Annotated in this window: 22 protein-coding genes; 12 read left to right on the top strand and 10 right to left on the bottom strand. The window is 65.5% G+C overall.

Annotation, left to right across the window (positions count from 1 at the left end; translation table 11 throughout):
• Positions 1–215: 215 nt before the first annotated feature.
• Both QQL24_RS03785 and QQL24_RS03780 read right to left on the bottom strand, forming a co-directional pair.
• The gene (locus QQL24_RS03785) at positions 216–2,303 is read right to left on the bottom strand and encodes a CHASE2 domain-containing protein (RefSeq protein ID WP_284310541.1); all 2,088 of its coding nucleotides are present in this window, start codon (positions 2,301–2,303) and stop codon (positions 216–218) included.
• The gene (locus tag QQL24_RS03780) at positions 2,296–3,036 is read right to left on the bottom strand and encodes a Crp/Fnr family transcriptional regulator (protein ID WP_284310540.1); all 741 of its coding nucleotides are present in this window, start codon (positions 3,034–3,036) and stop codon (positions 2,296–2,298) included. The genes QQL24_RS03785 and QQL24_RS03780 overlap by 8 nt, the downstream gene beginning before the upstream one ends.
• A gap of 196 nt (positions 3,037–3,232) precedes the next feature.
• On the opposite strand from QQL24_RS03780, the gene QQL24_RS03775 reads away from it, so the two are divergent.
• The 7 genes from QQL24_RS03775 (at position 3,233) to QQL24_RS03745 (ending at position 9,165) form a co-directional block, all read left to right on the top strand.
• Entirely contained in the window at positions 3,233–3,973 is a 741-nt protein-coding gene (locus tag QQL24_RS03775) for a ComF family protein (RefSeq protein WP_284310539.1), read from the top strand.
• A gap of 39 nt (positions 3,974–4,012) precedes the next feature.
• Positions 4,013–5,107: a YwqG family protein gene (locus tag QQL24_RS03770; protein ID WP_284310538.1), complete on the top strand. Its 1,095-nt coding sequence runs from the start codon at positions 4,013–4,015 to the stop codon at positions 5,105–5,107.
• 233 nt (positions 5,108–5,340) lie between these two features.
• Positions 5,341–5,598 (top strand): glutaredoxin 3, encoded by a 258-nt coding sequence (gene grxC / locus QQL24_RS03765; protein ID WP_284310537.1) that lies wholly within the window; start codon positions 5,341–5,343, stop codon positions 5,596–5,598.
• 13 nt (positions 5,599–5,611) lie between these two features.
• Positions 5,612–6,454, top strand: coding sequence for a carbon-nitrogen hydrolase family protein (locus QQL24_RS03760; protein WP_284310536.1), 843 nt, complete (start codon positions 5,612–5,614; stop codon positions 6,452–6,454).
• Positions 6,451–6,897 (top strand): DUF1178 family protein, encoded by a 447-nt coding sequence (locus tag QQL24_RS03755; protein WP_284310535.1) that lies wholly within the window; start codon positions 6,451–6,453, stop codon positions 6,895–6,897. The genes QQL24_RS03760 and QQL24_RS03755 overlap by 4 nt, the downstream gene beginning before the upstream one ends.
• A 295-nt stretch (positions 6,898–7,192) precedes the next feature.
• Positions 7,193–7,840, top strand: coding sequence for a TerC family protein (locus QQL24_RS03750; protein WP_284310534.1), 648 nt, complete (start codon positions 7,193–7,195; stop codon positions 7,838–7,840).
• A 296-nt stretch (positions 7,841–8,136) separates the two neighbouring features.
• On the top strand, positions 8,137–9,165 hold the full coding sequence (locus tag QQL24_RS03745; protein WP_284310533.1) for a LacI family DNA-binding transcriptional regulator: 1,029 nt from the start codon (positions 8,137–8,139) through the stop codon (positions 9,163–9,165).
• Between the two features lie 60 nt (positions 9,166–9,225).
• On the opposite strand, the gene QQL24_RS03740 is transcribed toward QQL24_RS03745, so the two are convergent.
• Together QQL24_RS03740 and ubiG are read right to left on the bottom strand one after the other, a co-directional pair.
• The gene (locus QQL24_RS03740) at positions 9,226–10,716 is read right to left on the bottom strand and encodes a S10 family peptidase (RefSeq protein WP_284310532.1); all 1,491 of its coding nucleotides are present in this window, start codon (positions 10,714–10,716) and stop codon (positions 9,226–9,228) included.
• Positions 10,717–10,949: 233 nt separating this feature from the next.
• A complete protein-coding gene (gene ubiG / locus QQL24_RS03735) occupies positions 10,950–11,702 on the bottom strand; it encodes a bifunctional 2-polyprenyl-6-hydroxyphenol methylase/3-demethylubiquinol 3-O-methyltransferase UbiG (protein WP_284310531.1) in 753 nt (250 codons plus the stop codon).
• 312 nt (positions 11,703–12,014) lie between these two features.
• Between ubiG and QQL24_RS03730 the strand changes: the two genes are divergently transcribed.
• Both QQL24_RS03730 and gfa read left to right on the top strand, forming a co-directional pair.
• Positions 12,015–16,835 (top strand): NAD-glutamate dehydrogenase, encoded by a 4,821-nt coding sequence (locus tag QQL24_RS03730; protein WP_284310530.1) that lies wholly within the window; start codon positions 12,015–12,017, stop codon positions 16,833–16,835.
• Between the two features lie 124 nt (positions 16,836–16,959).
• The gene (gfa, locus tag QQL24_RS03725) at positions 16,960–17,526 is read left to right on the top strand and encodes an S-(hydroxymethyl)glutathione synthase (RefSeq protein WP_284310529.1); all 567 of its coding nucleotides are present in this window, start codon (positions 16,960–16,962) and stop codon (positions 17,524–17,526) included.
• Positions 17,527–17,658: 132 nt separating this feature from the next.
• Here gfa and QQL24_RS03720 read toward each other — a convergent pair whose 3' ends face one another.
• The gene (locus QQL24_RS03720) at positions 17,659–18,459 is read right to left on the bottom strand and encodes a TrmH family RNA methyltransferase (RefSeq protein WP_284310528.1); all 801 of its coding nucleotides are present in this window, start codon (positions 18,457–18,459) and stop codon (positions 17,659–17,661) included.
• 198 nt (positions 18,460–18,657) lie between these two features.
• Here QQL24_RS03720 and QQL24_RS03715 point away from each other — a divergent pair, with 198 nt between their 5' ends.
• On the top strand, positions 18,658–19,494 hold the full coding sequence (locus tag QQL24_RS03715) for a methyltransferase domain-containing protein (RefSeq protein WP_284310526.1): 837 nt from the start codon (positions 18,658–18,660) through the stop codon (positions 19,492–19,494).
• Positions 19,495–19,503: 9 nt separating this feature from the next.
• Here the strand turns inward: QQL24_RS03715 and QQL24_RS03710 are convergent, their stop codons facing one another.
• From QQL24_RS03710 to QQL24_RS03690, 5 genes are all read right to left on the bottom strand, one after another.
• On the bottom strand, positions 19,504–19,827 hold the full coding sequence (locus QQL24_RS03710; RefSeq protein ID WP_284310628.1) for a type II toxin-antitoxin system RelE/ParE family toxin: 324 nt from the start codon (positions 19,825–19,827) through the stop codon (positions 19,504–19,506).
• A complete protein-coding gene (locus QQL24_RS03705) occupies positions 19,817–20,107 on the bottom strand; it encodes a type II toxin-antitoxin system ParD family antitoxin (protein WP_284310525.1) in 291 nt (96 codons plus the stop codon). The genes QQL24_RS03710 and QQL24_RS03705 overlap by 11 nt, the downstream gene beginning before the upstream one ends.
• A 91-nt stretch (positions 20,108–20,198) precedes the next feature.
• On the bottom strand, positions 20,199–20,612 hold the full coding sequence (gene mutT, locus QQL24_RS03700; protein WP_431310631.1) for an 8-oxo-dGTP diphosphatase MutT: 414 nt from the start codon (positions 20,610–20,612) through the stop codon (positions 20,199–20,201).
• The gene (gene argJ / locus QQL24_RS03695) at positions 20,609–21,847 is read right to left on the bottom strand and encodes a bifunctional glutamate N-acetyltransferase/amino-acid acetyltransferase ArgJ (protein WP_284310626.1); all 1,239 of its coding nucleotides are present in this window, start codon (positions 21,845–21,847) and stop codon (positions 20,609–20,611) included. The genes mutT and argJ overlap by 4 nt, the downstream gene beginning before the upstream one ends.
• Positions 21,848–21,976: 129 nt before the next feature.
• A complete protein-coding gene (locus QQL24_RS03690) occupies positions 21,977–22,993 on the bottom strand; it encodes a peptidylprolyl isomerase (RefSeq protein WP_284310524.1) in 1,017 nt (338 codons plus the stop codon).
• Between QQL24_RS03690 and QQL24_RS03685 the strand changes: the two genes are divergently transcribed.
• Both QQL24_RS03685 and secA read left to right on the top strand, forming a co-directional pair.
• Complete coding sequence (locus QQL24_RS03685; protein WP_284310523.1) at positions 22,992–23,198, top strand: hypothetical protein; 207 nt, start codon at positions 22,992–22,994, stop codon at positions 23,196–23,198. The genes QQL24_RS03690 and QQL24_RS03685 overlap by 2 nt on opposite strands.
• Before the next feature lie 496 nt (positions 23,199–23,694).
• Positions 23,695–26,508, top strand: a complete 2,814-nt coding sequence (gene secA / locus QQL24_RS03680; protein ID WP_284310522.1) for a preprotein translocase subunit SecA — start codon at positions 23,695–23,697, stop codon at positions 26,506–26,508.
• Positions 26,509–26,638: the final 130 nt, after the last annotated feature.

Raw genomic sequence — 26,638 nt, 5'->3', positions numbered from 1 at the left:
CCTGTCGTCTGATCGGGTGCGCCGCCGGAGGGTTGCGGCCCTCCTGTTCAGCTACCCTGTAGCGCAAACCGCCGGAAGCCGAAAGGTCATGCGGCGATTTCGAGAAATTGTCCCGTGAACTTGCCGTAGATCGCCAGAGATCACCCGGGCGACAAATACCCGACACTCCTATGGAACTCGATGGCGGCGCTCGCTTTCCGCTTCGTAGAAGGCCCTCAAGACAACGTCTTGACCCAATAGGCGACGGCCGGATCACCAGGCCATTGCTCCGCGAGACCCTTGAACAGCGCCAGAGCCTGGTTTGAATCCTGTTTCACCAGCTCATAGGCAGCCAGGTAAGCCTGCCGCCGCTGCGGCGTGGCATCGTCGGGCCAGGGGCTGAACACGGCCGTCTCTGCCGCGCGCCCCCGCAGCACCACCGTGCCGAGCGGGCGCATGAGCTCCGGCGCGCCGATCGCTTTTGCCGCGCGGGCGCCGAGACAGATGGTGGTGCCGAACTGCTTGTTGATGGCCTCGAGCCGCGCGGCCGAGTTCACGGCGTCGCCATGGGCGGTGTAGTCGAGATGGCCGAGGCCTCCGACATCGCCGACGATCACCGGCCCGGTGTCGAGGCCGATGCGCGTGCGCCCGAAGCCGAGCTTCCTGGCATCCTCACGGTTGCGGAATTCCTGGGTGAAGCGGCCGATCTCGATGGCGCAATCCATCGCCACCCGGGCATGGCCGGGTAGAGCGAGCGGGGCGTTGAACAGGCCATGTACGGCATCGCCCACAATCTTGTCGACCATGCCGCCATGGCGGATGACGATGGCGCAGACCCCATCGAAATAGGCATCGAGTGCGCCGACCAGCGTGCGCGGCTCGGCATTCTCAGACATGGTGGTGAAGCCCTCGATGTCGGAGAACAGCGCCGTGACCTCGCGCAGTTCGCCCTCGATCCTGAGTTCCTCCGGGGCTGCCGTCAGCCGGCGAACGATCTCCGGCGAGAGATAGCGCCCGAACTTGCGCTCGATGGCATTGCGCAGCTTGCGCGTGCGCGCGAACATCACCACCAGGGCCGAATTGGCGGCGGCGACGGCAGGGATCAGCGGCCCGACGGGATCGATGAGCAGGCCCGTGCCAGCGAAGAGGCCGACGCTGAAGCCGATCCAGCCGAGAATCAGGACCGCCAGGATCAAGCTTGCCAGCAGCGGCCCGAGCCAGAGAGCGGCGGCAAGCGCGACCAGGCCGAGCGCGGCTGCCGCCACCGGCTCGACCAGGCGGGGATTGTGGATGCGAAGCGGGATATCGCCTGAGCGCAGCCCTTCGATCGCCTCGGCCTGCACCTGCACCGTCGGCGTGTTCGGCGCCACGGCGGTGGCGAGAAAGGCGCCCGCTTCCGGGGCTGTCGCGCCAATCAGGACGATGCGGCCGGCGAGCCGCTCGGCCGGTATCTTGCCATCGAGCACATCCGCAGCGGAAACCGTACGGGCTGCCCAGCTCAAGGGCGAGGTCAGATGCAGGCGGATCGATGCGCCTTCACGCAGGGGGATATGACGATCGCCCACGGAGACCGTCGCTCCATCCGGATCGATCACGAAGGCAGACGCCTGCTGGGTATCCCGGAAGACTTCCACGGCAAAGCCGGCATAGTCCTCATTGGCGGCATTCACGAAAACCGGCGCCTGTCGCACCTTGGTGCCGGTGCCCGCTGAGAAAGAGAGGGCACCCACGGCGACGGCGCCCTCGACCAGTACGGGCAAGGGGGCATCGACACCCTCCGCCGCCTGCGACGGCTGCGGGGTCGGTGCTCCCTTCGCCCTGGCGATCATGGCGGGAAAGGGCGGCTCGTCCTTGCCTTCTTCGTCCAGCAGAAGGCCGAGCACCACGTCCGAACGCGCCAGGGTGTCGCCGAGCGCCTTGTCGTCATCGGGCAGGCTGGCGGCCACGGTGTTGAGGTCGGTCCTACCGGTCGACTTCGCAAGCTCCCTCAGGGTTGGCCCCGGCGCGCGGCGGTCAGGACCGTTGAGCAGGATGTCGATGCCGATCACTGCGGGCTTGGCGTCCTGCAGCTTGCTGACGAGGTCGACATAACGGGCTCGCGGCCAAGGCCAGGAGTCCTTTTCGGCCAGGCTGTTGCGGTCTATTGCAACGACCACCACGCCATCCGGCAGCCGCTTGGCGAGAATACCCGCTTCGATGAGATCGAAGGCCTCCTCGCGCAAGGTGTTCGCCGCATTGCCGGGATTGAGGATGAGGAAGCCGAGTCCGAGGATGAAGGCCGCCAGGCCCGTTGCGATCGCGGGCTTGAACGCAGGATCAGCCACGCTCGGCGTCCTGGCTGGCGCCGTCCTCTCCACCCGCAGCCGCCTCCGCCTGGGCGAGGCGCGTCAAGGCGGCGATATCGCAATGCACGATGGCGCCCCGCCTCTCGATGGCTCCGCGCTCCTCGAAGGAGGCAAGCAGGCGGTTGACCTTAGGCCTGGAGGCGCCGACGAAGCTGGCGATGGCGCTCTGCGAAATGGTAAGCGGTGCACTGCGGCCCCCATCCGGCCGGGTGCGTCCGAAGCGCTGCACATGCCAGAGCAGGAAGCGGGCCAGGCGCGCCTCCAGCGGATAGAGCGCGATCGATTCGAGCTGGTCGGTGGTGTCGCGCAGCCGGGCGCACAGCACCTGCAGGATCAGCATCTGCATGGCCGGGCGCGTGGAGAGCAGCCGGGTAAAGGGCGCCTGCCCGATGAAGCCCACCGCCACGGGCCCGACCGCCGTCGCATCGGCGGTCCGCCGCCCGCCATCGAGAACCGCGATCTCGCCGATCACATCGCCCGGCCCGGCTTCGCGCAGGATGAGCTCGCGCCCGTCCACCGAGACGATGGAAAGACGGATCGACCCCTGCAGCACGATCACCATCCCCTCGCCCGGCGCGCCGCGCGAGAACAGCTGTTCGCCGTCCTTGAAGCGCTGCTCGACAGCAAGGGCGGCCACGGCGTCGATATCATCGGGACTGGCGCCGGCGAACATATCGAGGCGGCTGATGACGGTGCGAAGAGAAGCGGACATTGACAAGGGCATTCCGGTCTGAAGGCAGGATTACGCCCGCCATAATGGCTATGTCGGGCCGGCTCGGCAAATCATGGCGCAATTCCGCAGCATGATACCAGTGTCCATCCTGGCGACACACCCAACTTATGATGACAGCCGAGAGGTTCTTTGTCACTTTACCGGAATGTGTGCTGATGCCGTCGCATCCCCGTGGTTGGCGCGCCTGCTGTCGCGGGTAGGAGGACGTCTGGCCGACATCGTGCTGCCGCCGCGCTGCCTGGTCTGCCGCGAGGTGACAGGCAGCCATGCGAGCCTTTGCGTCACCTGCTGGCGCGACCTCTCCTTGATCGAGCGGCCCTATTGCGAAAGACTGGGGATTCCCTTCGTCTACGACCATGGCGACGGCATGATTTCGGCCCAGGCGGTCGCCAACCCGCCAGCCTATGGCAAGGCCCGCGCCGCGGCGCGCTATGAGGGCGCGGCGATCGAATTGGTGCACCGGCTGAAATATGGCGACCGCGTCGAGATCGCGCCTTTCATGGCAGGGTTGATGACGCAGGCCGGACGCGACATCCTCGATGGTGCCGACATGCTCGTCCCGATACCGCTGCACCGGCTGCGTCAGTGGCGCCGGCGCTTCAACCAGGCGGCACTGCTGGCGCGCGAGGTGAGCCGGCGCTCGGCGATCGCCTACGAGCCGCTGCTGCTCACCCGCGCCAAGCGCACCGCCCGCCAGGTCGGCCTCAGCCGCAACGAGCGTGCCCGCAACCTGCAGGGCGCCTTCGCGGTGGCCGCGGCTGACCGCCCGGCCATCAAGGGCAAGCGGATCGTGGTGGTCGACGACGTGCTGACCTCGGGCGCCACGGCGGAGGCCGCCGCCCGCACCCTGATGCGCGCCGGCGCGGCTGGTGTCGACATGCTCGTCTTCGCCCGGGTGGCCACGCCGTTGGAATGATAGAATGGATGGGGCTGGAAAGAATGCATGGGGCTGGAAATGCCGAAGAAAGCGCCGATCGCCTGGCCGGAGAGCCGCGAGGACCTTCTGGCGTCCCTGCAGGGAGCGGGCCTGCCCGCGGGCACTGCCCTCCATCTCGCCGAGCAGGCACAGCCCGCGCTCCTGCTCGAGACCGGCCTCGCCGACGAGACGCAGATCCCGCTCGGCGCCAGCAAGATCGGCGGCCTGCCGGACCTGCCCCTCGACATGGCCTGGCCAGAGCGCCCGCCCTATGAGGATGCCGTCGAGCGGGCGCGGGCGCACCGGCTCGAGGCTGCGCGCCTCCTGAGCGAGGCGACGCGGCCGGGCTCCTGGATGACGCCTGAGCAGGCCAGGCTCTTCAGCCGCGAACGCAGCGATCTCGCTTCTGCGGTGGAGAGCGTGTTCCCGCTCGCCTTCATCGCCCAACTCGACCTCGCCAGCCTGTCGTCGCACGCGGGTTACCCGGCGCTGCTGCCCCATCACGGCCGCCTCCTGTTCTTCTGCGACTATTGGGAACGCCCGCCGGGCTTCGACCCCTATACCGCCGCCGGCTTCCGTCTGATCTGGGACAGGACGCCCGTCGAGCAGCTGGAGCGCAAGCCCGCCCCGGCTGCGCTGGCGGCGATGATGGGCGAGCGCTGGAACAGCCTGTTCCGGCCGGCCGCCGTAACGGCGCGCTCGGTCTTCACCGCCATCCCGCCCAGTGACCGGAATTTCGACGCCTTTGCGCATGGCGAGGACGCCGGCACCTTCTGGGACGAGGACAGCGACGAGATCCGCTACGAGGGCTGGCTCGCCCGCTTCGACACCCCCGACAGCCGCGAGGGCCCGAACCACCGCCTCGGCGGTTGGCCAGCCCCGCTGCAGAACGGCATGCAGGCCATGGCCAAGCTCGCCACGCATGGCATCTATTGCGGGACAGGGGAGGCTTTCAACACCGCCGAGGCCCGACGCCTGCTCAAGACCGCCTATCGCTGGCGCCTGCTGCTGCAGATCGGCCGCGACGACGCCGTCGGGCTGCTCCCCTCGGGTTGCCTCTACGTGCTGATGCGCGAGCAGGACGTGCGTGCCCGGGCCTTCGACAAGGCCTGGATGGTCTTCCAGAACGATTGAGAGGACATTTCTGGGGTCGTGTTGCGCAAATCTAAAGCGAGGTTTTAGATTTGCGCAAATTACAAACCTATTCCGTCAATTACCGTTGTTGGCCTTGACCCGGGAACTCGCCCGTTTTCGGCCCTCCGCTCCCTCCCTTGTGAGCGCCCCTCAACCGCTTATAATGCCTGATTGAATTTTGCCGGAACCTCCCTATTTCTCAGAGAGTTCTTTCACTGATCGGAAATACTGGCATGCCGCCCGTCGTGGTTTATTCCAAGTCCTGGTGCCCCTATTGCAAGGCAGCAAAGACCCTTCTCACCCGCAAGGGTGTTCCGTTCGAGGAGATCGATGTCGATGGCCGGCCGGACCTGCAGAAAGCCATGAGCGCACGAACCCGTGGCCGGTACACGGTGCCGCAGATCTTCATCGGCGAGACCCATGTCGGCGGCAGCGACGATCTGCACGACCTCGAGGCCACCGGTGGTCTCGACAAGCTTCTCGCAGCCTGAAGGAAAGTCCGTGATGCGATTCAAAGCCGCCGTCCTGCAGATGCGCTCCGGCGTGGTGCCCTCCGCCAATGTCGCTACCGTGGCCTCGGCGGCGCGCGAGGCCAAGGCGGCCGGCGCCGACTACCTGCAGACCCCGGAGATGACGACCGTGGTCAACCGCGACCGCGCCGCCATGATGGCCGCCATCGGCGATGACCACAGCAATCCCGAGCTCGACGCCTTCCGCGCTATCGCGCGCGAGAACGCCATCCATCTTCACATCGGCTCGATGGCGGTGCGCGTCGGCGAGAAGGCGGCCAACCGCGCCTTCGTGATCGACCCCAAGGGCGAAGTCGTCGCCTCCTATGACAAGATCCATCTCTTCGATGTCGATCTTGCCGGCGGCGAGAGCTGGCGCGAATCCAACGCCTATGTCGGCGGCAACGATGCGGTGACGGTGGACCTGCCCTTCGGGCGCCTCGGCCTTGCCATCTGTTACGACGTGCGTTTCCCACAGCTCTTCCGCGCCTACGGCGATGCCGGCGCCGATGTGATCAGCGCCCCGGCCTGCTTCACCAAGCAGACGGGCGAGGCACATTGGCATGTGCTGCAGCGCGCCCGCGCCATCGAGAACGGCGCCTGGATGATCTCTGCCGCGCAGGTCGGCCACCATGACGACGGCCGCGACACCTATGGCCATTCCGTCATTATCGATCCCTGGGGCCGCGTCACCGCCGATGCCGGCGACACGCTCGGCCTGATCTATGGTGAGATCGACGTCCATGCCGTGGCGGCGACGCGCGGCAAGATTCCGAACTTGAAGAACGCCCGCTCCTTTACCCTCAAGACGGAGCCGGCGCTGAGGGCTGCAGAGTGATCCGTTTCTCCCTTGTCTGCGACCAGGGACATGCCTTCGAAAGCTGGTTCCGCGACAGTTCGTCCTTTGACGACCAGGCCGAGCGCGGCCTGTTGAGCTGCCCCCAATGCGCTTCCGTGAAAATCGGCAAGGCCATCATGGCCCCGCAGGTCGCCCGCAAGGACCGCGAGCCGGCTCCTTCCGCACCCGCCCCGCAGCCGGTGGCGCTGATGTCGCCCGAGGAGCAGGCGTTGCGTGCCAAGGTGCGCGAATTGCGGGCGATGCTGACCGAGAAGTCCGATTATGTCGGCGAACGCTTCGCCAACGAGGCACGCGCGATGCATGACGGCGAGATCGAGCACCGCGCCATCCATGGCGAGGCTTCAGGTGAGGACGTGCGCAGCCTGATCGAGGACGGCATCGAGATCATGCCGCTGCCGATGCTGCCGGACGAGCGGAATTAGGCCGCGGCGGCGGTTGCGTAACTATTCCCACAGCCATGCACGATCGGAACTTTTCTTCCACTGCAACTTGCGGTAGAGGAAACCCACCAGGCCGGGCCCCTCTGGCAGTTCTAGGGCAGGCCGTCAGCAATGGTTTCGATTCCGAACCCTGACTGACGACCCAGCAAGAACTGTGATGTCGGACTGGAGCAGACAGAGCGGCCCCGGCGCGTCCATCCCCCAACGCGGCCAAGGTTATGAGCCTTGGCAAAAACTGGAACCGCTCTCCCGCATCCGAACGAGAGAGCCCTTCTCAATGTCCGACTTCGTGTTATCCGACCTCGTCTCCGTGGCTTCCATGGTCGCCCTCGGCCAGGTTATCATGATCGACCTCGTGCTGGCGGGCGACAATGCGCTCGTCATCGGCCTCGCCGCGGCGGGCCTGCCCAAGGAACAGCGCACCCGTGCCATCCTGATCGGCATCGCCGCCGCCACGGTGCTGCGCATCATCTTCGCCGCCGTCACCACCCAGCTCCTTGCCATCGTCGGCCTGCTGCTCGCCGGCGGCATCCTGCTGCTGTGGGTGTGCTGGAAGATGTATCGCGAACTGCGCACCGGCCATCATGAGGAGGATGCCGCCCAGCGCGCCTTGGAGGGGGGCGAGAACGGCAATGGCGTGCCGCGCAAGACTTTCGCCCAGGCCGCCTGGCAGATCGTCATCGCCGACGTCTCGATGTCGCTCGACAACGTGCTCGCCGTCGCCGGCGCGGCGCGCGACCACCTATGGGTGCTGATCTTCGGCCTCGCCGTTTCCATCGCGCTGATGGGCATCGCCGCCAGCCTGATCGCCAGGCTGCTGCAGCGTCATCGCTGGATCGCCTATGTCGGCCTTATCGCTATCCTCTACGTCGCCTGCGACATGATCTGGCGCGGCGCCGCCGAAGTATGGCCGCTGATGTTCTGATTGGCACGTTCCAAAAGTTGTTGGCGCGGCTTTCCTGCCCCTGGCCGCCCTCCAGGACCTATTTCTCAGCCAGTCTTTTTGTTTGCGGCGCACAATAAATGAGGTGCGTCAATCATCCGTTGACGTCGCGCTTCCGCTGCTTTGGAGTTCATGATCCGTGCCGCCGCTTGCTCGCACTAACTATCTGTCTTACAAAACGAAATCTGAAGGCTCGGCTTGTGAAATCGATTTACCGAAACGTTTGCGCCTGTACGAGTTCTGAGGTACGTTCCTGAAAAATCGGGGCTGATATCTCCATGGCACGGGCGACGGTGCATGATCTGGCAAATGCCGCGGGCGTAAGCCTGGCCACGATCGACCGCGTGCTCAACCGGCGGGGCGGCGTGCGGCCGGCGACGATCGAGAAGGTCGAGCAGGCCATGGCGCGGCTGAATTATCGGCGCGACCTCGCCGCAGCCATGCTGGCCAAGCAGCGCGAATACCAGCTCGTCTTCCTCATCCCCACCGGCGTCAACACCTTCATGCGCAACCTCGCCACCGAGGTGGCGCGCCTCGCCGATCTCAACGCGGCCGAGCGCGTCAGCATCCGCGTGATCGAGGTGCCGCCCTTCGACGACGACACGCTCGCCCTCGCCCTCAACGGGCTGGAGGGCACGCCGCTCACCGGCGTGGCCGTGGTGGCAACCGACAATGCCCTGGTGCGCCAGGCCATCGACCGCCTCTCCGTCCGCGGCGTGCCAGTGGTGACACTGGTCTCCGACGTGCCTGGCTCGCGCCGCGCCCATTTCGTCGGCATCGACAACAGCGCCGCCGGCCGTACCGCCGCCTCCCTGATGGGCCGCTTCCTCAATGGCCGCAAGGGCCGCATCGCCATCCTCGCCGGCTCGATGCTGCTGCGCGACCATGCCGAGCGCCATTTCGGCTTCGAGCGCGTGCTGCGCACCGAATATCCCGAGTTGGCCGCCCTGCCGGTGATCGAGGGCCGCGACAACGCCGCCGTCGCCGAGGAGGTCCTCGGCGCCCTGCTCGACGCCCACAGCGACATTATCGGTCTTTACAGCCTCGGCGCTGGCAATCGCGGCGTCATCGCCGCCCTGCGCAAGCGCGGCCTCGGGCAGAAGATCTGCGTCATCGCCCATGAGCTGACCGACCATTCGCGCGAGGCCCTGATCGAGGGCACCTTCGACGCCATCCTCAACCAGGACCCCGGCCACGAGGCCCGCAGCGCCATGCGCGTGCTGCGCGCGCTAACGGACGGCCAGCCCATCGATCCCGGACAGGAGCGGATCAGGATCGACATCTATCTGAGGGACAATCTGCCGTAGAGGGAGAGTGAAGGCGCCGATTTGCGCTCGGAGTGGACCGAGCGCGAAGGCTCCCTCCCTCTACGGCCCCGCCACCAATGTCCGCGCGTCCTCATGCAGAGCCTTGCGGCTGTCGTCGCGCGAATAGAACATGTGGCCGCCGCCATAGACCTTGAATTGCAACCGGCCCGGCGGGCCATAGTCCGGTACCTGGTCGAGCAGGCGCTTGTTCTGGAAATAGGGGACCTGGATGTCCGTGAGGCCGCCGGTCACCAGCACGCGGAAATGCGGGTCGAGCGCCAGCATGCCGCGCAGCGCATCCATGGACGAGGGCGGCGAGAGCCGGTCGCCCCACTCCCAGGAACTGCCGACCCGACCGTTGAGGATCTCGTAGCGCTCGATGGTCTTCCAGCCGAGTTCGCGATTGTAGAGATCCATGATCGCGCTGGTCATCGGCGCCTCCACGCCCTCCAAAGCGGGGTCGTGCCAGTTGTTGTAGTTCGAGGCCGGCTCGGGATCGTAGGCGCTGACGGTGGCGTCGTAGAAGCCGACGACCTTGCCCTCGGGCCGCAGGATCTCGCGCTGGAAGGTCGTCTTGTCGATGCGCCCGCCAAGCCGCTTGACCAGCGCCGGGTCGAGCCCCGTCAGCTCGGTCACGCGCTGCACCATGCGGGCCACCGCCGCCATATCGCGCGGGCCGCGCAGGTAATCCTGGAGGTAATCGCCGATCGCGTAGCGCTCGACATCGGCAAGCTGCTCACGGGTGACGGGCCCGGATTGCTCACGGTGCGCAGCCGTATAGGCCGGCAGGCGGTCCAGCCAGTAAAACGCACCGTCGTCGGCGGAAAAGTCCAACGCCGGCGAGATCAGCACCAGGCCATTGATGCCGATACCCTCCTTCATGGCGAGTTCCTCGGCAAGGCGCGGCCCGCGAAAGCCGCCATAGCTCTCGCCGGCAATGAATTTGGGCGATTCGAGCCGCTGGTTCTGCGCGAGCCAGCGGCGCACCACGACGGTCAGCGCCTGGATGTCGCCTTCGACGGACCAGAGGCTCTTGCGCACATCATCGCCCGTCGCGGTGATGCGGCTATAGCCGGTGCCCGGCGGGTCGATGAAGACGAGATCGGTGAAGTCGAGCCAGGTCTCCTGATTGTCGACCAGCACCGGAGGCGCCGAGGGATAGATCTTTCCCGCTTCCATGGGCAGGCGCCAGGGCCCGATGGCCCCGATATTCAGCCAGGCCGAGCCTGCGCCGGGCCCGCCATTGAAAACAAAGGTCACGGGTCGGGACCCGGCCTCGGCACCGTCGAGCTCATAGGCGATATAGCCGACCTGCGCGAGTTCATGCCCCTTCTCGTCCCGAAGCCGGAGACTGCCGGCCGTCGCCTTTAAGCTCAGCACGCGGCCACCCGCCAGGGAGACCGTGTGATGGGTAATGGAATCCGAGGGGAGGCTGGGCGGCCGATCGGCGTCCCGGTCTTCTCCCCGTTCGGCCTTGGCCGCAGGAGCGGCGGGCGCGGCATCCTGCGCCCAGCCCGGCGTTCCCAGAACAAAGATGACGACAAGGGTCATCCCAATGAGTGCAGACCAGCGAGACAACGACATGGGCACTCCCTCGGGACATTTGCGGATGCGCGATCCGCAAACCTGTTCGCCTCTTTGTAGCATTGTCTGGACTGCCGGGAAGGAACCAGAGCGGGAAAGGGTCGTGCTCGACCCGCGTACAGGGTGCGCCAATTTCGGCACGCATCGTGGCAACGGAACACCAGCCCTACCGGTCGGACGGGGGTGGTCCCGAGGAGCCCTCATCCGGCGCCGCGGCTGAACACCATCATGTAATTGACATCCGTATCGCGGGCGAGGCGCCATTCGTCGAACAGGGGATTGTAGATCACGCCTGCCCGGTCAAGTTCCACCAACCCCTCCGGCTCGACGGCCGCGCCGATCTCGGAAGGCGTGACGAACTTGTTCCAGTCATGCGTGCCACGCGGCACCCAGCGCAGCACGTTTTCCGCCGCCACGATGGCGAGCGCATAGGCCTTCATCGTGCGGTTGATGGTGGAGACGAAGAGGAGCCCGCCGGGCTTCACCAGGCCAGCGCAGGTCTTGAGGAAGGCGGCGGGATCGGTGACGTGCTCGACGATCTCCATCGCCAGCACGACATCGAAGCGCTCGCCCGCCGCCAGCAGGTCCTCGGCAGCACTGTTGCGGTAGTCGATGATAAGGTTGGAGCGGGCGGCGTGGGCTTTGGCCATCTCGATATTGGCAGCGGCCATGTCGATGCCGGTGACCGTTCCGCCGAGCTTGGCCAGCGGTTCGCTGAGCAGGCCCGCGCCGCAGCCGATGTCGGCGAGCCGCAGATCCTTCAGCCCGCCCAGCGCGGTGGCCGAGCGGCCGAAATGACCGGCGACCTGGTCCCGGATATAGCGCAGGCGCAACGGATTGAGCCGGTGCAGCGCCTTCATGCTGCCGCGCGGGTTCCACCAATCGGCAGCCATGGCATCGAAGCGCCGGATCTCCTGCGGATCGACCGAAGAAATGGTGGAGGTAGCGTTCATCGTGTGTCTCCGCGGCCAGGGCGGCCTAGCGCCTGTCAACATAGGTCCGCGCAGCTCCACAGAAAAGGGAATCTCATAGCTCCTACACGAGGTAAAGAGCGGACGTATCATCAGACCAATTAACCTCCCCTGCCCCAGAGGTATCCCGCATTAACATTACGAACCCAACTTTCTCGATATTGTCATCGCAAAATGGCAATTTCCGTCGCCGCTGGACTTTGAGCGGCCTTAATTTGAGCTATGGTCGCCGAAACCGGCTGAAGTCGGTACCAGTGCCGCGGTCAGACGGCGCAGCAAGATAGGGAGAGTACGATGGCGTGGCGTGATGATGAAGCCCGGGCCGCCCTGATTCGCCGGGCGGCGGGCAGCCTGCAGGCAGGCCGGACGCCGCCGATGTTCGCCGAGGCGCTGTTCGGCCGCACGACGCTTGAGGATCTCTCGTCCCACGATGCCGCCTCCCTTGCCTTCCTGGCCGAACAGGCCTGGGAGCACGTCCAGCGCCGCACGCCCGACCGGGCCGACATCCGCGTCGTCAACCCGATGATGCCCGATGGCCGCGAGATCTCCGTCGTCGAGATCCTCAACGACAACATGCCCTTCCTGTTCGACTCCACCATGGCCGAACTCACCGAACAGGGCACCGAGGCGCTGCTGGTTGCCCACCCGATCATCGCACTGGAGCGCGACGGCAGCGGCAAGCTGGTGCATTTCTACGGCAACACCCTGCCCGAAGGCGTCAAGGGTGAGCGCGAAAGCCTCATCCACATCCATATCCCGCGCATCGATTCCGATGCCGACCGCCAGAAGCTGGTCGACGGGCTCACCCTCTCGCTCAACGACGTGCGCGCCTGCGTGCAGGACTGGCGGGCGATGCGCGACCGGGTCGAGCTGGCAATCGAGGCCTTCCGCTCCAATCCCCCGCCGCTGCCGGTGGACGAGATCGCCGAGGCCAACCAGCTCCTGCAGTGGCTGTGCGCCGACAATTTCACCTTCCTGGGCCTGCGCGAATACCGCTTCTCGGCCGAAGCGGACGCTTCGGACGAGGTGAACGAGGGCCCGGGCCTCGGCATCCTGCGCGACCCCAACGTCAAGATCCTGCGCCGCGGCACCGAAATGGTGGTGATGACGCCGGAAATCCGCGAATTCATGCGCGAGCCGACCATCCTCATCGTCACCAAGGCCAATGTGAACAGCCGCGTGCATCGACGGGTGCGCATGGACTATATCGGCGTCAAGCTCTATTCGCCCGAGGGCAAGATCGAAGGCGAACTGCGCCTGGTCGGCCTGTTCACCTCGGCCGCCTATACGCGCTCGGTGCGCCAGATCCCCTATGTCCGCCACAAGGTGGCGCAGGTGCTGCAGCGCGCCGGCCTCGACCCCGAAAGCCATTCGGGGAAGGCCATCCTCCACATCCTCGAGGAATATCCGCGCGACGAACTGGTGCAGATCGATGCCGAGACGCTCTACAATTTCGTCATGGAGATCCTGCTGCTTTACGAGCGCCCCCGCATCCGCGCGCTCGTGAGGCCCGACAAGTTCGATCGTTTCGTCTCCATACTCGTCTTCATCCCGCGCGAGAAATACGACACGGACGTGCGCGTTGCGGTCGGCGCCTATCTCGCGCAGGTCTATAAGGGCCGCCTGTCGGCCTCCTACGCCGCCTTCCCCGAAGGCCCGCTCGCCCGCGTGCATTACATCATCGGCCGCTATGACGGCGAGACGCCGGTGATCGACCGGGCCACGCTCGAGGCCGAGATCACCTCGCTCGCCACCAATTGGGGCGACAAGCTGAGAACGGCGCTTGCCGGCACCACGGACGGCATGCGCGCCCGCCTGCTCGGCAACCGCTACGCCAAGGCCTTCCGCGGCGGCTATCCGGAAGTGTTCTCCACGGCGCAGGCCATTGCCGATATCGGCGTCATCGAAAAGCTCTCGCCGGATCGTCCGGTCTCGCTTTCGGTGTACAAGCGCGAGGGTGACGACAACCCCAGCCGTTTCAGCCTGAAAGTGTTCTCGCACGGGGCGCCCCTGTCGCTCTCCTACCGCGTACCGGTCATCGAGAACCATGGCCTGCGCGTCGTCAATGAACGAACCTATCGCGTCACCCCCGCGGCCAATCCGGCTCCCACGCCGGTGTGGCTGCACGACATGACCATCGAGACCGCCGACGGCCAGCCGATCAGCATCACCAGCGACTTCAACCACCGCCTCGAAGCCTCGATCATGGCCGTGGTCAGCGACCGGGCCGAGTCCGACGGCTACAACGCCCTGATCCTGCGCACCAGCCTGGGCTGGCGCGAGATCTCCACCATCCGAGCCCTGTCGCGCTATCTGCGCCAGATCCGCGCGCCCTTCTCCCAGGACTATATGTGGGAGACGCTGCGCAAGAACACCGAGATCACGGCCAGCATGGTGGCCCTGTTCCAGACACGCTTCGACCCGCGCCTCGTCGCCACCGAAGCCGAGCGGGCGGCGCGCGAGACGACGATCCTCGCCAATATCGAAGAGGAACTGAAGCAGGTCTCCTCCCTTGACGAGGACCGCATCCTGCGCCGCTTCACCAATCTGGTGCAGGCGATCGTGCGCACCAATCTCTGGCAGATCGGCCCGGATGGCCATCCCCGCCCCGTGATCACCTTCAAGTTCGAATGCCGCAAGGTCGACGGCTTGCCGGCGCCGAAGCCCCTCTACGAGATTTTCGTCTATTCGCCCCGCGTCGAGGGCATCCATCTGCGCTTCGGCAAGGTGGCGCGCGGCGGCCTGCGCTGGTCGGACCGTCCACAGGATTTCCGGACCGAGATTCTCGGCCTGGTCAAGGCGCAGCAGGTCAAGAACGCCGTGATCGTGCCGGTGGGTGCCAAGGGTGGCTTCGTGCCCAAGCGCCTGCCGCCGCCCTCCAATCGCGATGCCTGGATGACCGAGGGCACGGAAGCCTATCGCATCTTCATCCGCTCACTGCTCGAACTGACCGACAACATCGACGGCGACAGGATCGTGCCGCCCGACAACACCATCCGGCATGACGGCGATGATCCCTATCTCGTGGTCGCCGCCGACAAGGGCACGGCGACCTTCTCCGACACCGCCAATGCCATCTCGATCGACAAGCATCACTGGCTCGGCGACGCCTTCGCCTCCGGCGGTAGCGTGGGCTATGACCACAAGAAGATGGGCATCACCGCGCGCGGAGCCTGGGAGGCCGTCAAGCGCCATTTCCGCGAACTGGGCACCGATATCCAGACCGTGCCCTTCTCCGCCGCCGGCGTCGGCGACATGTCCGGCGACGTCTTCGGCAATGGCATGCTGCTCTCGCCCGTCACCCGGCTGGTGGCCGCCTTCGATCATCGCGACATCTTCCTCGATCCCGATCCGGACCCGGCCGCCAGCCACGCCGAACGCGTGCGCATGTTCAACCTGCCGCGATCGAGCTGGCAGGACTATGACAAGTCGCTGATCTCGAAGGGCGGCGGTGTGTTCTCGCGCTCGCTGAAATCGATCCCGCTGGCGCCGGAAGTGCGGACGCTGCTCGACCTCAACAAGCCGGAAGCCACGCCCTTCGAGGTGATGACGGCGATCCTGAAGGCCCGCGTCGACCTGCTCTGGTTCGGCGGCATCGGCACCTATATCCGCGCCGGCAGCGAGACCGACGACCAGGTCGGCGACCGCGCCAACGATCCCATCCGCATCACCGGCTCGGATCTGCGGGCGCGGGTGATCGGCGAGGGCGCCAATCTCGGCGCCACCCAGCGCGGGCGCATCGAGGCTGCACAGAAGGGCATCAAGCTCAACACCGACGCCATCGACAACTCGGCCGGCGTCAACACCTCGGACGTCGAGGTCAACATCAAGATCGCCCTCGCCCGGCCCGAGCGCGACGGCCGCCTCAGCGAAGCCGATCGCAACGCACTGCTCGCCGTGATGACCGACGAGGTCGGCCAGCTCGTGCTGCGCAACAACTATCTGCAGACGCTGTCCCTCTCGCTCGTCGAGCGCAAGGGCCTGGGGGAGACGGGCTTCCTCACCCGCCTGATGCAGACGCTGGAACAGCGCGGCCTGCTCGACCGCGCGGTCGAGTTCCTGCCCGACGACAGCACGCTCGTCGAGCGCACCCGGCGCGGCCAGGCCCTGACACGGCCGGAGCTTGCCGTGCTGCTCGCCTATGCCAAGCTCACGCTCTATGACGACCTGCTCAGCACCAGCGTGCCGGATGATCCCTATCTCGCCCGCGAGCTGACCACCTATTTCCCGCACGAATTGCAGGAGAAGTTTCCCGACGCCATCGAGCATCATCGCCTGCGCCGGGAGATCATCGCCACCAACCTCGCCAACGGCATCATCAATCGCGGCGGCCCATCCAGCGTGGTACGGCTCGGCGACGAGACCGATGCCGACGTGCCCGCCATCGCCCAGGCCTTCGCGGCGGTGGACGAATCTTACGGGCTCGGCCGCCTCTATGACGGCATCGACGCCCTCGACAACAAGATCGACGGCCAGCTCCAGCTCGGCCTCTACGCCTCGCTGCAGGACCTGCTGCTCTCCCGCGTGGTCTGGTATGTGCGCAATGTCGATTTCAGCCCGGGGCTGGAGGCGGTGATCTCGCGCTTCGGCACCGGTATCGGCGAGATCGCCGCCGGGCTCGACGCCTCACTGCCCGAGGACATGCAGGCCGCCCGCGGCAAGCGCCGGCAGGAACTCGTGGATGGCGGCGTACCCGAGGAACTTGCCGGCAGGCTCGCCAACCTCGACGCGCTGGGCTCGGCGCCCGACATCGTGCTGGTCGCCGGACGCACGGGCCGGGCGATCGGCGAGACGGCCGCGACCTTCTTCGCGACCGAGGCCGACTTCCGCCTCGACCGCATCATCGCCGCCGCGCGCGGGGTGCCCGCCAACGATTATTTCGAGCGCCTCGCCATCGACCGGGCGATCGACCAGATCGCAGCGGCCGAACGGCGCCTGGTGGCGGACATGCTGGCCACCGGCCTCTCTGGCCAGCCGGCGACGCAGGCCTGGCTCGAAGCCCATCCGGAGGCCGCCCGCATCCGCCGCTCGGTGGAGGAGATTGCCGCGAGCGGCCTGACGCTGGCCAAGCTCACGGTGGCGGCGAACTTGCTGGGCGATCTGGTCAGGGGGTAAGGCGAACCTCGGAGGCAGGGCGCGACGCTCGTATCGCGCCCTTTTCTAGCTGCATTCATCCGACTTTAGCGTCATACTCTCCTCGTCAGGCTGCGCTCAAAAGCAGCCGCAAGGGGAGGAAGTCATGACAGTTTCGATCCATCCGGCCGTCGACGGCGGCGTTAAGAAAGGCAGCGACAGTTTTGCCGGTGGCACGTTGGTATGCGCCTGCCAGGACCGGCCGGTGAAGGTGGCGATCAAGGGGCAGATCGCGTACAATCATGCCTGCGGCTGCACCAAATGCTGGAAGCCCACCGGCGCCACCTTCTCGGTGGTCGCGGTGGCGCCCGTCGGCAATGTCACCGTGCTGGAGAACGGCGACAAGCTCAAGGTGGTCGATCCCTCCGCCCTGATCCAGCGCTATGCCTGCATCGGATGCGGCGTGCACATGCATGGGCCGGTGGAGCGCGAACACGCCTTCCAGGGCCTCAGCTTCGTGCATCCAGAACGCTTCCAGGAAGAGGGCTGGGCCGAGCCGGGCTTCGCCGCCTTCGTCTCCTCCATCATCGAGTCCGGCACCGATCCCTCTGAAATGGACGGGGTGCGCGGAAGGCTGAAGGAACTCGGCCTCGAGCCCTATGACTGCCTGTCGCCGGGGCTGATGGACTACATGGCCACCTGGGTGGCGAAGAAGAATGGGGTGTTGAAGTAGCCTGGGAGCGCGGACGTCTCGTCCGCTCTTGAACCACGGCCGAAGATTGAAAAGGCGCTGCCTGCGACATGGCTGGTGCCTTTTCTTATTTGCCAAGTGGTTCAAGAGCGGACTGGAAGTCCGCGCTCCCAGCTATCGCGCCAGATGATGCAGCACGATGCCGCTCGTCGTCGCCACGTTGAGGGAATCGAAGCCGCCTCTCATATCGAGCCGCAGGCTGCGTAGCCGGCTCAATATCCCTCCCGGCAGGCCCGGCCCCTCGGCGCCGAACAGCACGGCCTGCCGCTTCCGGGGCGCGACATCGTGCAAGGTCTCGCGGCCGGCTGGGCTGGTCGCCAGCACCTCGAAGCCATGCGCCAGCAGGGCGTCGCACAACATGGCGATGTCACCACCCTGCGCGAAGGGCGTGACCAGCGTCGCCCCGGCCGAGACACGGATGGCCTTGCGATAGAGCGGGTCGCAGGAGGCGGCATCGATCAGCACGCCATCGACACCGAAGGCGGCGCAGTTGCGGAAGATGCCGCCGATATTGTCGTGGTTGGCGATGCCCGAGAGCCCGACCACGAGGGCATTCTCCGGCATGCCGGCCAGCAAGGATTCGGGCGAGGCCGGCTCCCCCCGCAGGCCGATCGCCAGGATGCCGCGATGCATGGGAAAGCCGGCGATGCGATCGAGCACCGCGCGCGTGGCGACATAGATGGGGATGGAGGTCGGCACGCCGGCGAGCAGATCGGCCAGCGGCACGACCCGGTTCTCGCCGATCAGGATGGATTCGATGGCAAAGCGCCCGAGCTTCAGCGCCGTCTGCAGCACCACCTCGCCCTCGACCACGAAGCGGCCGCCCCGGCCCTTGAGATCGCGCTCGCGGATATCGAGATAGGCCTCGATGCGCGGATCGGCAGGATCTTCGATAGGGTGCAGAAATGGTGGCATGGGCCTCAATCGGACGAGTCGGGCGCGAGCGAGCGAAAGTCGCCATCTCCGCCACCCCGCAGGTGAAATGCAAGCGCGAATGCCCTACATAACCTCTGAGCAAAATGCGCTCAGGCAGAAGCGGGTGGAGAATTCAGCTCGTTGGCATCAGAAGCATTTTGCGATTCTTGCTGATTCGATCTGAAGATAGACCGCTCTATGACAACGCCTCTCCTCTTCGACCCGGCCGCCCTGGCGCTGCATCGCCGTCGCGCCGCCGCCCATCCGGCCGATTTCCTGCTGCGCCATGCGGCCGAGGACATGGCGGACCGCCTCGCTGCCGTGCTGCGCCGCTTCGAGGCGGCGGCGGAGATCGGGCCCCTTTCGCCCCTGCTCGGCAAGACGCTGCGTCCCGCTCTCGCCGGCAGTTGGCAGCGCGCCGATATCGCCAACGAGGTGCTGCCGCTCGCCCCGGGCAGCATCGACCTCGCCCTCTCGGCCCTGTCGCTGCAATTCGTCAACGACCTGCCGGGCATGCTGAGCCAGATCCGCCGCGCCCTGAAGCCCGACGGATTGCTGATGGCAGTGCTGGTGGGCGGCTCGAGCTTGAGCGAATTGCGCGAGGCCTTCTCGCAGGCAGAGCTCGAGGTCGAGGGCGGCGTCTCGCCCCGCGTCGCCCCCTTCGCCGATGTGCGCGACATGGGTGGCCTCCTGCAGCGCGCCGGCTTCGCCTTGCCGGTGGTCGACAGCGACACCCTCACCGTGCGCTACGACAATGCCTTCGCCCTGATGGCGGACCTGCGCGCCATGGGCGCCACCAACATCATGACGCAGCGCCGCAAGAGCTTCACCCGCCGCTCCACCCTGCTGCGCATGGCCGAGATCTACCGGGAACGCTTCTCCGACCCGGACGGCCGCATCCGCGCGACCTTCGAGCTGATCTGGATCTCAGGCTGGGTGCCGCATGAGAGCCAGCAGAAGCCGCTGCAGCCGGGCTCGGCAAAGACAAGGCTGGCGGATGCGCTGGGGGTGAAGGAACATCGGGAGGAAGACTGAGGCTCGAGGTCAGCTATTTTCGTTTTTGATGCCGAGTGCTGCCTCGAAATCCCGACCCTTTCCCCATACCTGCAATATCACAATGCGATTGTTCTCTTCATCGATGAAGTAAGAAATCGTCGCCTGCCGGCGATAGAACGCAAGTCGTGTTCCAGGCTTCATCCCGGGTCGAGCGGTTCCACGTTGTGGAAACTGAGCAGGGCCCCGGCAAAACTTTTCAATATCGAGAACAAAGTTTCCGGCTGCTTTAGGCGCGCCCGCCTTGGCTATGTGCTTGTAGATCGACAGGAGATCCGATCGCGCTCTCCGTCTGAAAACAACCTCATGCGGCATCGTCACGAGACGTCACTTGCACAGCGTGATAGGCTCTCAACTCCGCGAACACATCGTCGGCAGAAATGACGTCGTCGGGGTTCCTCAGGTAGTCGTCATAGGCAGAGTTGACTTGCTCAACAAGCCACTTCTCAATGGCCTCGTCGCGCGCCCTGAGGCTGCGCAAACCATCGCGGATAACCTCACTTTCAGAGGCATACTCACCCGATGCGACTTTTTCCCTCACCATATCAAGCATGTCATGCGGCAAAGTAATACTGATCGCCTTAGTGGTGCGCATGATCGGCCTCCTCATGAAAACGTCACGAGGCGCAATACCATACGGCATGATTAAATCATACTGGTGGGGTATGCCGTTCGAAGTTCGCGGCCTATCGTCCTGGCACCAGATCGATCAGCATCGGGATCAGCGGCTCGTCGGCCGGCGGCATCGGGTAGTCGCGCAGTTTGGTCGGCAGCACCCATTTCACCGCCTGTCCCTCCTTGCCATGCGGCGCGCCCTGCCAGCGGCGGCAGATCCACAGCGGCATCAGCAGGGTGAAGTCCTCATAGGCGTGGCTGGCGAAGGTGAGCGGGGCAAGGCAGGCTTCCTCGACCTCGATGCCGAGTTCCTCGCGCAGTTCGCGGATCAGGGTTTCCTCCGGCCGTTCGCCCGGCTCGAGCTTGCCGCCCGGGAATTCCCACAGGCCGGCCAGCGCCTTGCCTTCCGGGCGCTGCGAGATCAGCACGCGGCCGTCGGCGTCGACGAGCGCGCAGGCAGCGACGAGAAGAAGGCGCTTGCTCACGAACGATAGTCGCCGTTGATGGCGACATATTCCTTGGTGAGGTCGCAGGTATAGACGCGGTCGCTGGCCGAACCGAGGCCGATATCGACGGCCACCGTGATCTCCTGGCCCTTCATATAGGCGGAGACCTTGTCCTCGTCATAGGTCGGGTCGCGCTCGCCTTCCACCGCGACACGGATGCCGCCAAAATAGATCGACAGCCGGTCACGATCGGCTTCCTCGCCGGCCTTGCCGACGGCCATGACGACGCGGCCCCAATTGGCGTCCTCGCCCGCGATGGCGGTCTTGACCAGCGGCGAATTGGCGATCGACATCGCGATGCGGCGGGCGGCCTGCCTGGAAGTGGCGCCGCGCACGTCGACGGTGACGAACTTGCGCGCGCCCTCGCCGTCACGGGCGACCTGCTGGGCAAGGTCGAGCAGCACGCCGTCCAGCGCCTTGGCGAAGGCCGGCAGGCGTGGATCGGAAGCCTCCGTCGCCGACGCGCCGCCGGCCTTGCCAGTGGCGAACAAGAGGAGAGTGTCGGAGGTCGAGGTATCGCTATCGACCGTGATGGCGTTGAAGCTGTCGACGACGCCCTTGGCAAGCAGGCCCTGCAGCACGTCCTGCGCAATCGGAGCGTCGGTAAAAACGAAGGAGAGCATGGTCGCCATGTCGGGCGCGATCATGCCGGCGCCCTTGGCGATGCCGTTGATCGTCACCTTGGTGCCGCCGAAATCGACCGTGGCGGAGGCGCCCTTCGGAAAGGTGTCGGTGGTCATGATGGCGCGGCCGGCATCCTCGAAGGCGCCGGGAGAGACACGGGCCGCGGTCTCGACCAGCACGCCCTTGAACTTGGTCGCATCGAGCGGCTCGCCGATCACGCCGGTGGAGGCAAGATAGACCTGGGCAGGCGCACAGCCGGCGGCCTCGGCGGCAAGCTCGGCCGTCAGCGCCACGGCTTCGGCGCCCTTCTTGCCGGTGAAGGCGTTGGCATTGCCGGAATTCACCACCAGCGCGCGCGCCGTGCCATCCTTGAGGGCGGCACGGCACCAGTCGACCGGGGCCGAGGGGCATTTGGAGCGGGTGAAGACACCGGCGGCCTGCGTGCCCTCGTCGAGCAGCACCAGCAGCACATCGGTGCGGCCCTTGTAGCGGATGCCGGCCTCCGCTGTCGCCAGCCGCACGCCTGCGATCGGCGGCAGATGCGGGAAATGCGCGGGAGCGAGCGGGGACAGGGGCGCAGCCTTGGCCATCATGGATACTCAGCAGGAAGGGTGGGATGCGCCGATCGGGAAACCGGCGCGTTCAGGCTGGAACCGAAAGAAATGCCGGCCTCGCGACATCGACTGAACCTCGATGTGGCTGAGAAGGCCGACAGGACCTCATTGTGCAGGAGCAGGAGCAGGAGCGGGAGCCGGAGCCGGCTGGCCCTGATCGTCCGGCTGGCCGGCGTCGGGCAGCTGCATGTCGCCGCCGGGAGCGGGAGCCGTGGCCGGCGCTGCGGACGGCGGCGGCGCGACCACCTTCGCCTTGGCGCGCAGATCGGCGAAGAACTTCTGCTGAGCCTGCTGGGCCACGAAGTCGGCAAGCTGCGACTTGTACTGGTCGAGGGATGGCGGTTGCTGGCGGCGGCGCTCTTCCAGCTTGATGATGTGATAGCCGAACTGCGTCTTCACCGGGTCGGAAACGTCACCCGCCTTCATGTTGAAGGCGGCGTCGGCGAATTCCTTGACCATGCGGTCCTTGGTGAACCAGCCCAGATCCCCACCCTGGTCGGCGGAGCCCGGATCCTTGGAGACTTCCTTGGCGACCTTGGCGAAATCCTCGCCGGCCTTCAGGCGGGCTTCGACCTTCTTGGCGTCGTCCTCGCTGGCGACCAGGATGTGGCGGGCATGCACCTCGTCCTGCACCGGCATCTTCTGGACGATCTGCTCTTCATAGGCCTTCTTGACGGCCTCGTCCGTTACGGCGTCCTTGCTGACCTTGGCGACGAGCGCGTCGATCAGGATGCGCTGGCGATAGAAGGCGAGCTTCTTCTGCAACGCAGCGTCGTCCAGGATCTTCAGCTTCTCGGCCTCGTTGGCGGCCAGGCGCAGGTTGATGGCGGCGTTGATGATCACGTCCTGGCGCTTGGCGGGCGAGAGCTGGGGCGACAGGTTCGGTCCGATCTCCTGTGCCACCGCGTCGAGATCGTCCTGCGTGATCGGCTGTCCGTCGACCGAGATTTCGGGCGCCGCCGCCGGCGCTGCGGGAGCCGGCGCGGCAGCGGCCGGAGCCGGTGCGGGCTGTGCTGCAGGCTTGGTCGCATCCTGCGCGAAAGCAGGCGCGGCAGCGAGCGCCAGCGCGGCAACGCTGGCGAACAGGATCGCGGCGGGACGCGCGCGGCGGGTTAGGATCATGGACAGGTTCCTTGACGAAAGAGGGGGCGAATCCGGTGCGGTGGCTCGTCCGGGCGGACGCTGTTTCGGCAACAAGCCCGCATTATTCCCTATCCCGGACGAGCGCCTCGCAGCGCTGATAGGACAGGACAAAAGCCAGGTCAATGTCGCCTGCGAAATGGCGTTTCAAGCGGCCTTTTACGAAGGGCAGTCGTCAAAACTGTGACAGCCTGTTTTCGCATCGTTTCCCGTGTCACGCAAAAGAGCGCTTCCACATGGAGATTGTCACGGATTTTTCAGCGAAATGACGTATCTGACCGATTTGTAAGGGGCCAGTTCGATTGACACCCCCACCCCCAATACTTAAGTGAGTCCGGCCAGCAAACCTTCGAACCGTGGTGCTGGCGTGGGGTCTGTCGCCGGGCCTTGGGACGTCCGGTTCACGAATTTGTCTGGAGCGGCCTGCTCCCCGAGCGCCGGAGGCTCCCCAAGGGGGCTCGCCGTCATTCTCGTGCCACATCGCACTGCGATCGGGATAAGGCCGCCGCTGGAGCAAAACGCGTTTGAGCGCAAGCGCCGTTTTTCGCCAGCTCTTTATTTCGACGCGTTTTTGCGGTTCTTACCGGTTCGGTCAGACCGAAGAACGCTCCTGGGGTGTCGCACGCGGCTCCCGATGGTTCGGATCATGGCGCCGCCTCGGCGCAAAAACTTGAAGGCCTTCTATGTTCGGCTCGCTCGCCAAGAAACTGTTCGGCTCCTCCAATGACCGCAGGCTCAAAGCCTACAATCCCAAGGTTGCCGCCATCACCGCCTTGGAGCCGGAAGTGGCGGCGCTGTCCGACGAGGCGCTACGCGCCCGGACCGCGGAATTCAAAGCCCAGCTCGCCGCCGGCAAGAGCCTGAACGACATCCTGGTGCCCGCCTTTGCCACCGTGCGCGAGGCCGCCAAGCGCGTGCTGGGCCAGCGCCATTTCGACACCCAGCTGATCGGCGGCATGGTGCTGCATGAGGGCGCCATCGCCGAAATGAAGACCGGCGAAGGCAAGACGCTGGTCGCCACCGCCCCCGTCTACCTCAACGCGCTCGCCGGCAAGGGCGTGCATGTCGTCACCGTCAACGACTATCTCGCCCGGCGCGACGCCGAATGGATGGGCCGAATCTACGAATTCCTCGGCCTCACCACCGGCGTGATCGTACACGGCCTCTCCGACGAGGAACGCCACGCGGCCTATGCCTGCGACATCACCTATGGCACCAACAACGAATTCGGCTTCGACTATCTGCGCGACAACATGAAATATGACATGGCGCAGATGGTCCAGCGCGGCCACGCCTTCGCCATCGTCGACGAGGTCGACTCCATTCTGGTGGACGAAGCCCGCACGCCGCTGATCATTTCCGGCCCGCTGGAAGATCGGCCCGAGCTTTACATGACCATCGACGCGCTGATGCCCAGCCTCAGCAAGGAAGACTACGAGCTCGACGAGAAGCAGCGCACCGTCAACCTCACCGAGCAAGGCAACGAGCATGTCGAGCAGATGCTGGCCGGTTCCGGCCTGATGCGCGAAGGCTCGATGTATGATGCCGGCAATGTCACCATCGTCCATCACGTGAACCAGGCGCTGCGGGCCCACAAGTTGTTCACGCGCGACAAGGACTATATCGTCCGCAACGACGAAGTGGTGATCATCGACGAGTTCACCGGCCGCATGATGCCGGGCCGGCGCTATTCGGAAGGCCTGCACCAGGCGCTGGAAGCCAAGGAAAAGGTGACGATCCAGCCCGAGAACCAGACCCTGGCCTCGATCACTTTCCAGAACTATTTCCGCCTCTACGCCAAGCTCGCGGGCATGACCGGCACGGCCGCCACCGAGGCCGACGAGTTCATGGACATCTACAAGCTCGAAGTGATCGAAATCCCGACCAATCGTCCGGTGCAGCGCCTCGACGATGACGACGAGGTCTACCGTTCGGTCGACGAGAAATACAAGGCGATCGTCCGCCTGATCGAGGACTGCCGCAAGATCGGCCAGCCCTTGCTGGTGGGCACCACCTCGATCGAGAAGTCCGAGACGCTGGCGCAATACCTGCTCAAGCAGGGCTACAAGCAGCGCGACTTCTCCGACCCCAACGCCTTCGCCTCTCTCTATGACGGCGACCAGGGTACGGCGGAGGAAAAGGTCTTCGCGGTGCTGAATGCCCGCTATCACGAGCAGGAAGCCTTCATCGTCAGCCAGGCCGGCGTACCCGGCGCCATCACCATCGCCACCAACATGGCGGGCCGCGGCACCGACATCCAGCTCGGCGGCAATGCGGACATGCGCATCAAGGTCGAACTCGGCGACATTCCGGCCGGGCCGGAGCGCGAGGAGGCCGAAACCAGGATCAAGGCCCAGGTCGCCGGCCTGAAGGAGAAGGCAATCGCGGCTGGTGGCCTCTACATCATCGGCACCGAGCGCCACGAGAGCCGGCGCATCGACAACCAGCTGCGCGGCCGCTCCGGCCGGCAGGGCGACCCCGGCCATTCGCGTTTCTTCCTGTCGCTGCAGGACGACCTGATGCGCATCTTCGGCTCGGATCGCATGGACGGCATGCTCTCCAAGCTAGGCCTCAAGGAGGACGAGGCGATCGTGCATCCCTGGATCAACCGGGCGCTCGAAAAGGCGCAGCAGAAGGTCGAGGCGCGCAATTTCGATATCCGCAAGAACATCCTGAAATACGACAATGTGTTGAACGACCAGCGCAAGGAGATCTTCGAGCATCGCCGCGAATTGATGGCACAGGATTCCGTCGACGACTCGATCGTCGATTTCCGCCACCTCGTCATCGACGATCTCGTGCGCGCCCATGTGCCCGAAAACGCCTATCCCGAGCAATGGGACACCGAGGGGCTTCATACCGCCATCAACGATGTGCTGAACCTCGACCTGCCGGTGAAGGACTGGGCCAAGGAAGAAGGCATCGCCGACGAGGAACTCACTCATCGCATCTCCGAGAAGGCCAAGGAGCATGCCGACGAGCGCACCGCGGCCTTCACCCCGGAGGTGACGCGCCAAGTCGAGAAGGCGGTGCTGCTGCAGACGCTGGACAATCTCTGGCGCGAGCACATCGTCACACTCGACCATCTGCGCCAGGTCATCGGCCTGCGCTCCATGGCCCAGCGCGATCCGCTGATCGAGTACAAGTCGGAAGGCTACCAGCTCTTCTCCGACCTGATGCAGCGCTGGCGCGAGGATGTCACCCGGACCATGTTCCGCCTGCAGGTGATGCCCCAGGAGCCGGAACTGCCGCAGATGTACGGCCAGCACATCGACCCGCTCACCGGGGAAGACGAATTCGCCACAGCCGGTTCAGGCTTCCCGCCTTCTCAGCTCAGCGCACCGATCGCCATCGGCGAAGCGGCGGGCCTGGCGGCAGTGGCACCGGAGACCCGCGATCCCAACGATCCCTCGACCTGGGGCCGCATCGGCCGCAATGAGGCCTGCCCCTGCGGCTCGGGCAAGAAATTCAAGCACTGCCACGGGCAGTTCGTGTGAGGACAAAGGCGGATCGCATGATCCGCCTTTTTCTTTTGGGTCTTGTGACCGGTTTGAGACGCCTGTGGCTCCATGCCGTTTCCGCCACATCGCCTGAAGCCGATGTGGCTGAGAAGACCGGCACACCGAA

Origin of the sequence: Labrys miyagiensis, assembly GCF_030160835.1 — a bacterium.
In the GTDB taxonomy this organism is placed as follows: Bacteria; Pseudomonadota; Alphaproteobacteria; order Rhizobiales; family Labraceae; genus Labrys; species Labrys miyagiensis.
This window is presented reverse-complemented; position numbering and strand designations above follow the sequence as displayed.

Coding starts and splice junctions, on each gene's coding strand:
- QQL24_RS03690 (WP_284310524.1), bottom strand. CDS start 22,993: ATGATCCTAACCCGCCGCGCGCGTCCCGCCGCGATCCTGTTCGCCAGC.
- QQL24_RS03710 (WP_284310628.1), bottom strand. CDS start 19,827: ATGCCGCATGAGGTTGTTTTCAGACGGAGAGCGCGATCGGATCTCCTG.
- argJ (WP_284310626.1), bottom strand. CDS start 21,847: ATGGCCAAGGCTGCGCCCCTGTCCCCGCTCGCTCCCGCGCATTTCCCG.
- QQL24_RS03685 (WP_284310523.1), top strand. CDS start 22,992: ATGGACAGGTTCCTTGACGAAAGAGGGGGCGAATCCGGTGCGGTGGCT.
- QQL24_RS03740 (WP_284310532.1), bottom strand. CDS start 10,716: ATGACCCTTGTCGTCATCTTTGTTCTGGGAACGCCGGGCTGGGCGCAG.
- QQL24_RS03730 (WP_284310530.1), top strand. CDS start 12,015: ATGGCGTGGCGTGATGATGAAGCCCGGGCCGCCCTGATTCGCCGGGCG.
- QQL24_RS03760 (WP_284310536.1), top strand. CDS start 5,612: ATGCGATTCAAAGCCGCCGTCCTGCAGATGCGCTCCGGCGTGGTGCCC.
- QQL24_RS03770 (WP_284310538.1), top strand. CDS start 4,013: ATGCCGAAGAAAGCGCCGATCGCCTGGCCGGAGAGCCGCGAGGACCTT.
- QQL24_RS03750 (WP_284310534.1), top strand. CDS start 7,193: ATGTCCGACTTCGTGTTATCCGACCTCGTCTCCGTGGCTTCCATGGTC.
- QQL24_RS03705 (WP_284310525.1), bottom strand. CDS start 20,107: ATGCGCACCACTAAGGCGATCAGTATTACTTTGCCGCATGACATGCTT.
- secA (WP_284310522.1), top strand. CDS start 23,695: ATGTTCGGCTCGCTCGCCAAGAAACTGTTCGGCTCCTCCAATGACCGC.
- QQL24_RS03720 (WP_284310528.1), bottom strand. CDS start 18,459: ATGCCACCATTTCTGCACCCTATCGAAGATCCTGCCGATCCGCGCATC.
- QQL24_RS03780 (WP_284310540.1), bottom strand. CDS start 3,036: ATGTCCGCTTCTCTTCGCACCGTCATCAGCCGCCTCGATATGTTCGCC.
- QQL24_RS03745 (WP_284310533.1), top strand. CDS start 8,137: ATGGCACGGGCGACGGTGCATGATCTGGCAAATGCCGCGGGCGTAAGC.
- QQL24_RS03715 (WP_284310526.1), top strand. CDS start 18,658: ATGACAACGCCTCTCCTCTTCGACCCGGCCGCCCTGGCGCTGCATCGC.
- gfa (WP_284310529.1), top strand. CDS start 16,960: ATGACAGTTTCGATCCATCCGGCCGTCGACGGCGGCGTTAAGAAAGGC.
- grxC (WP_284310537.1), top strand. CDS start 5,341: ATGCCGCCCGTCGTGGTTTATTCCAAGTCCTGGTGCCCCTATTGCAAG.
- ubiG (WP_284310531.1), bottom strand. CDS start 11,702: ATGAACGCTACCTCCACCATTTCTTCGGTCGATCCGCAGGAGATCCGG.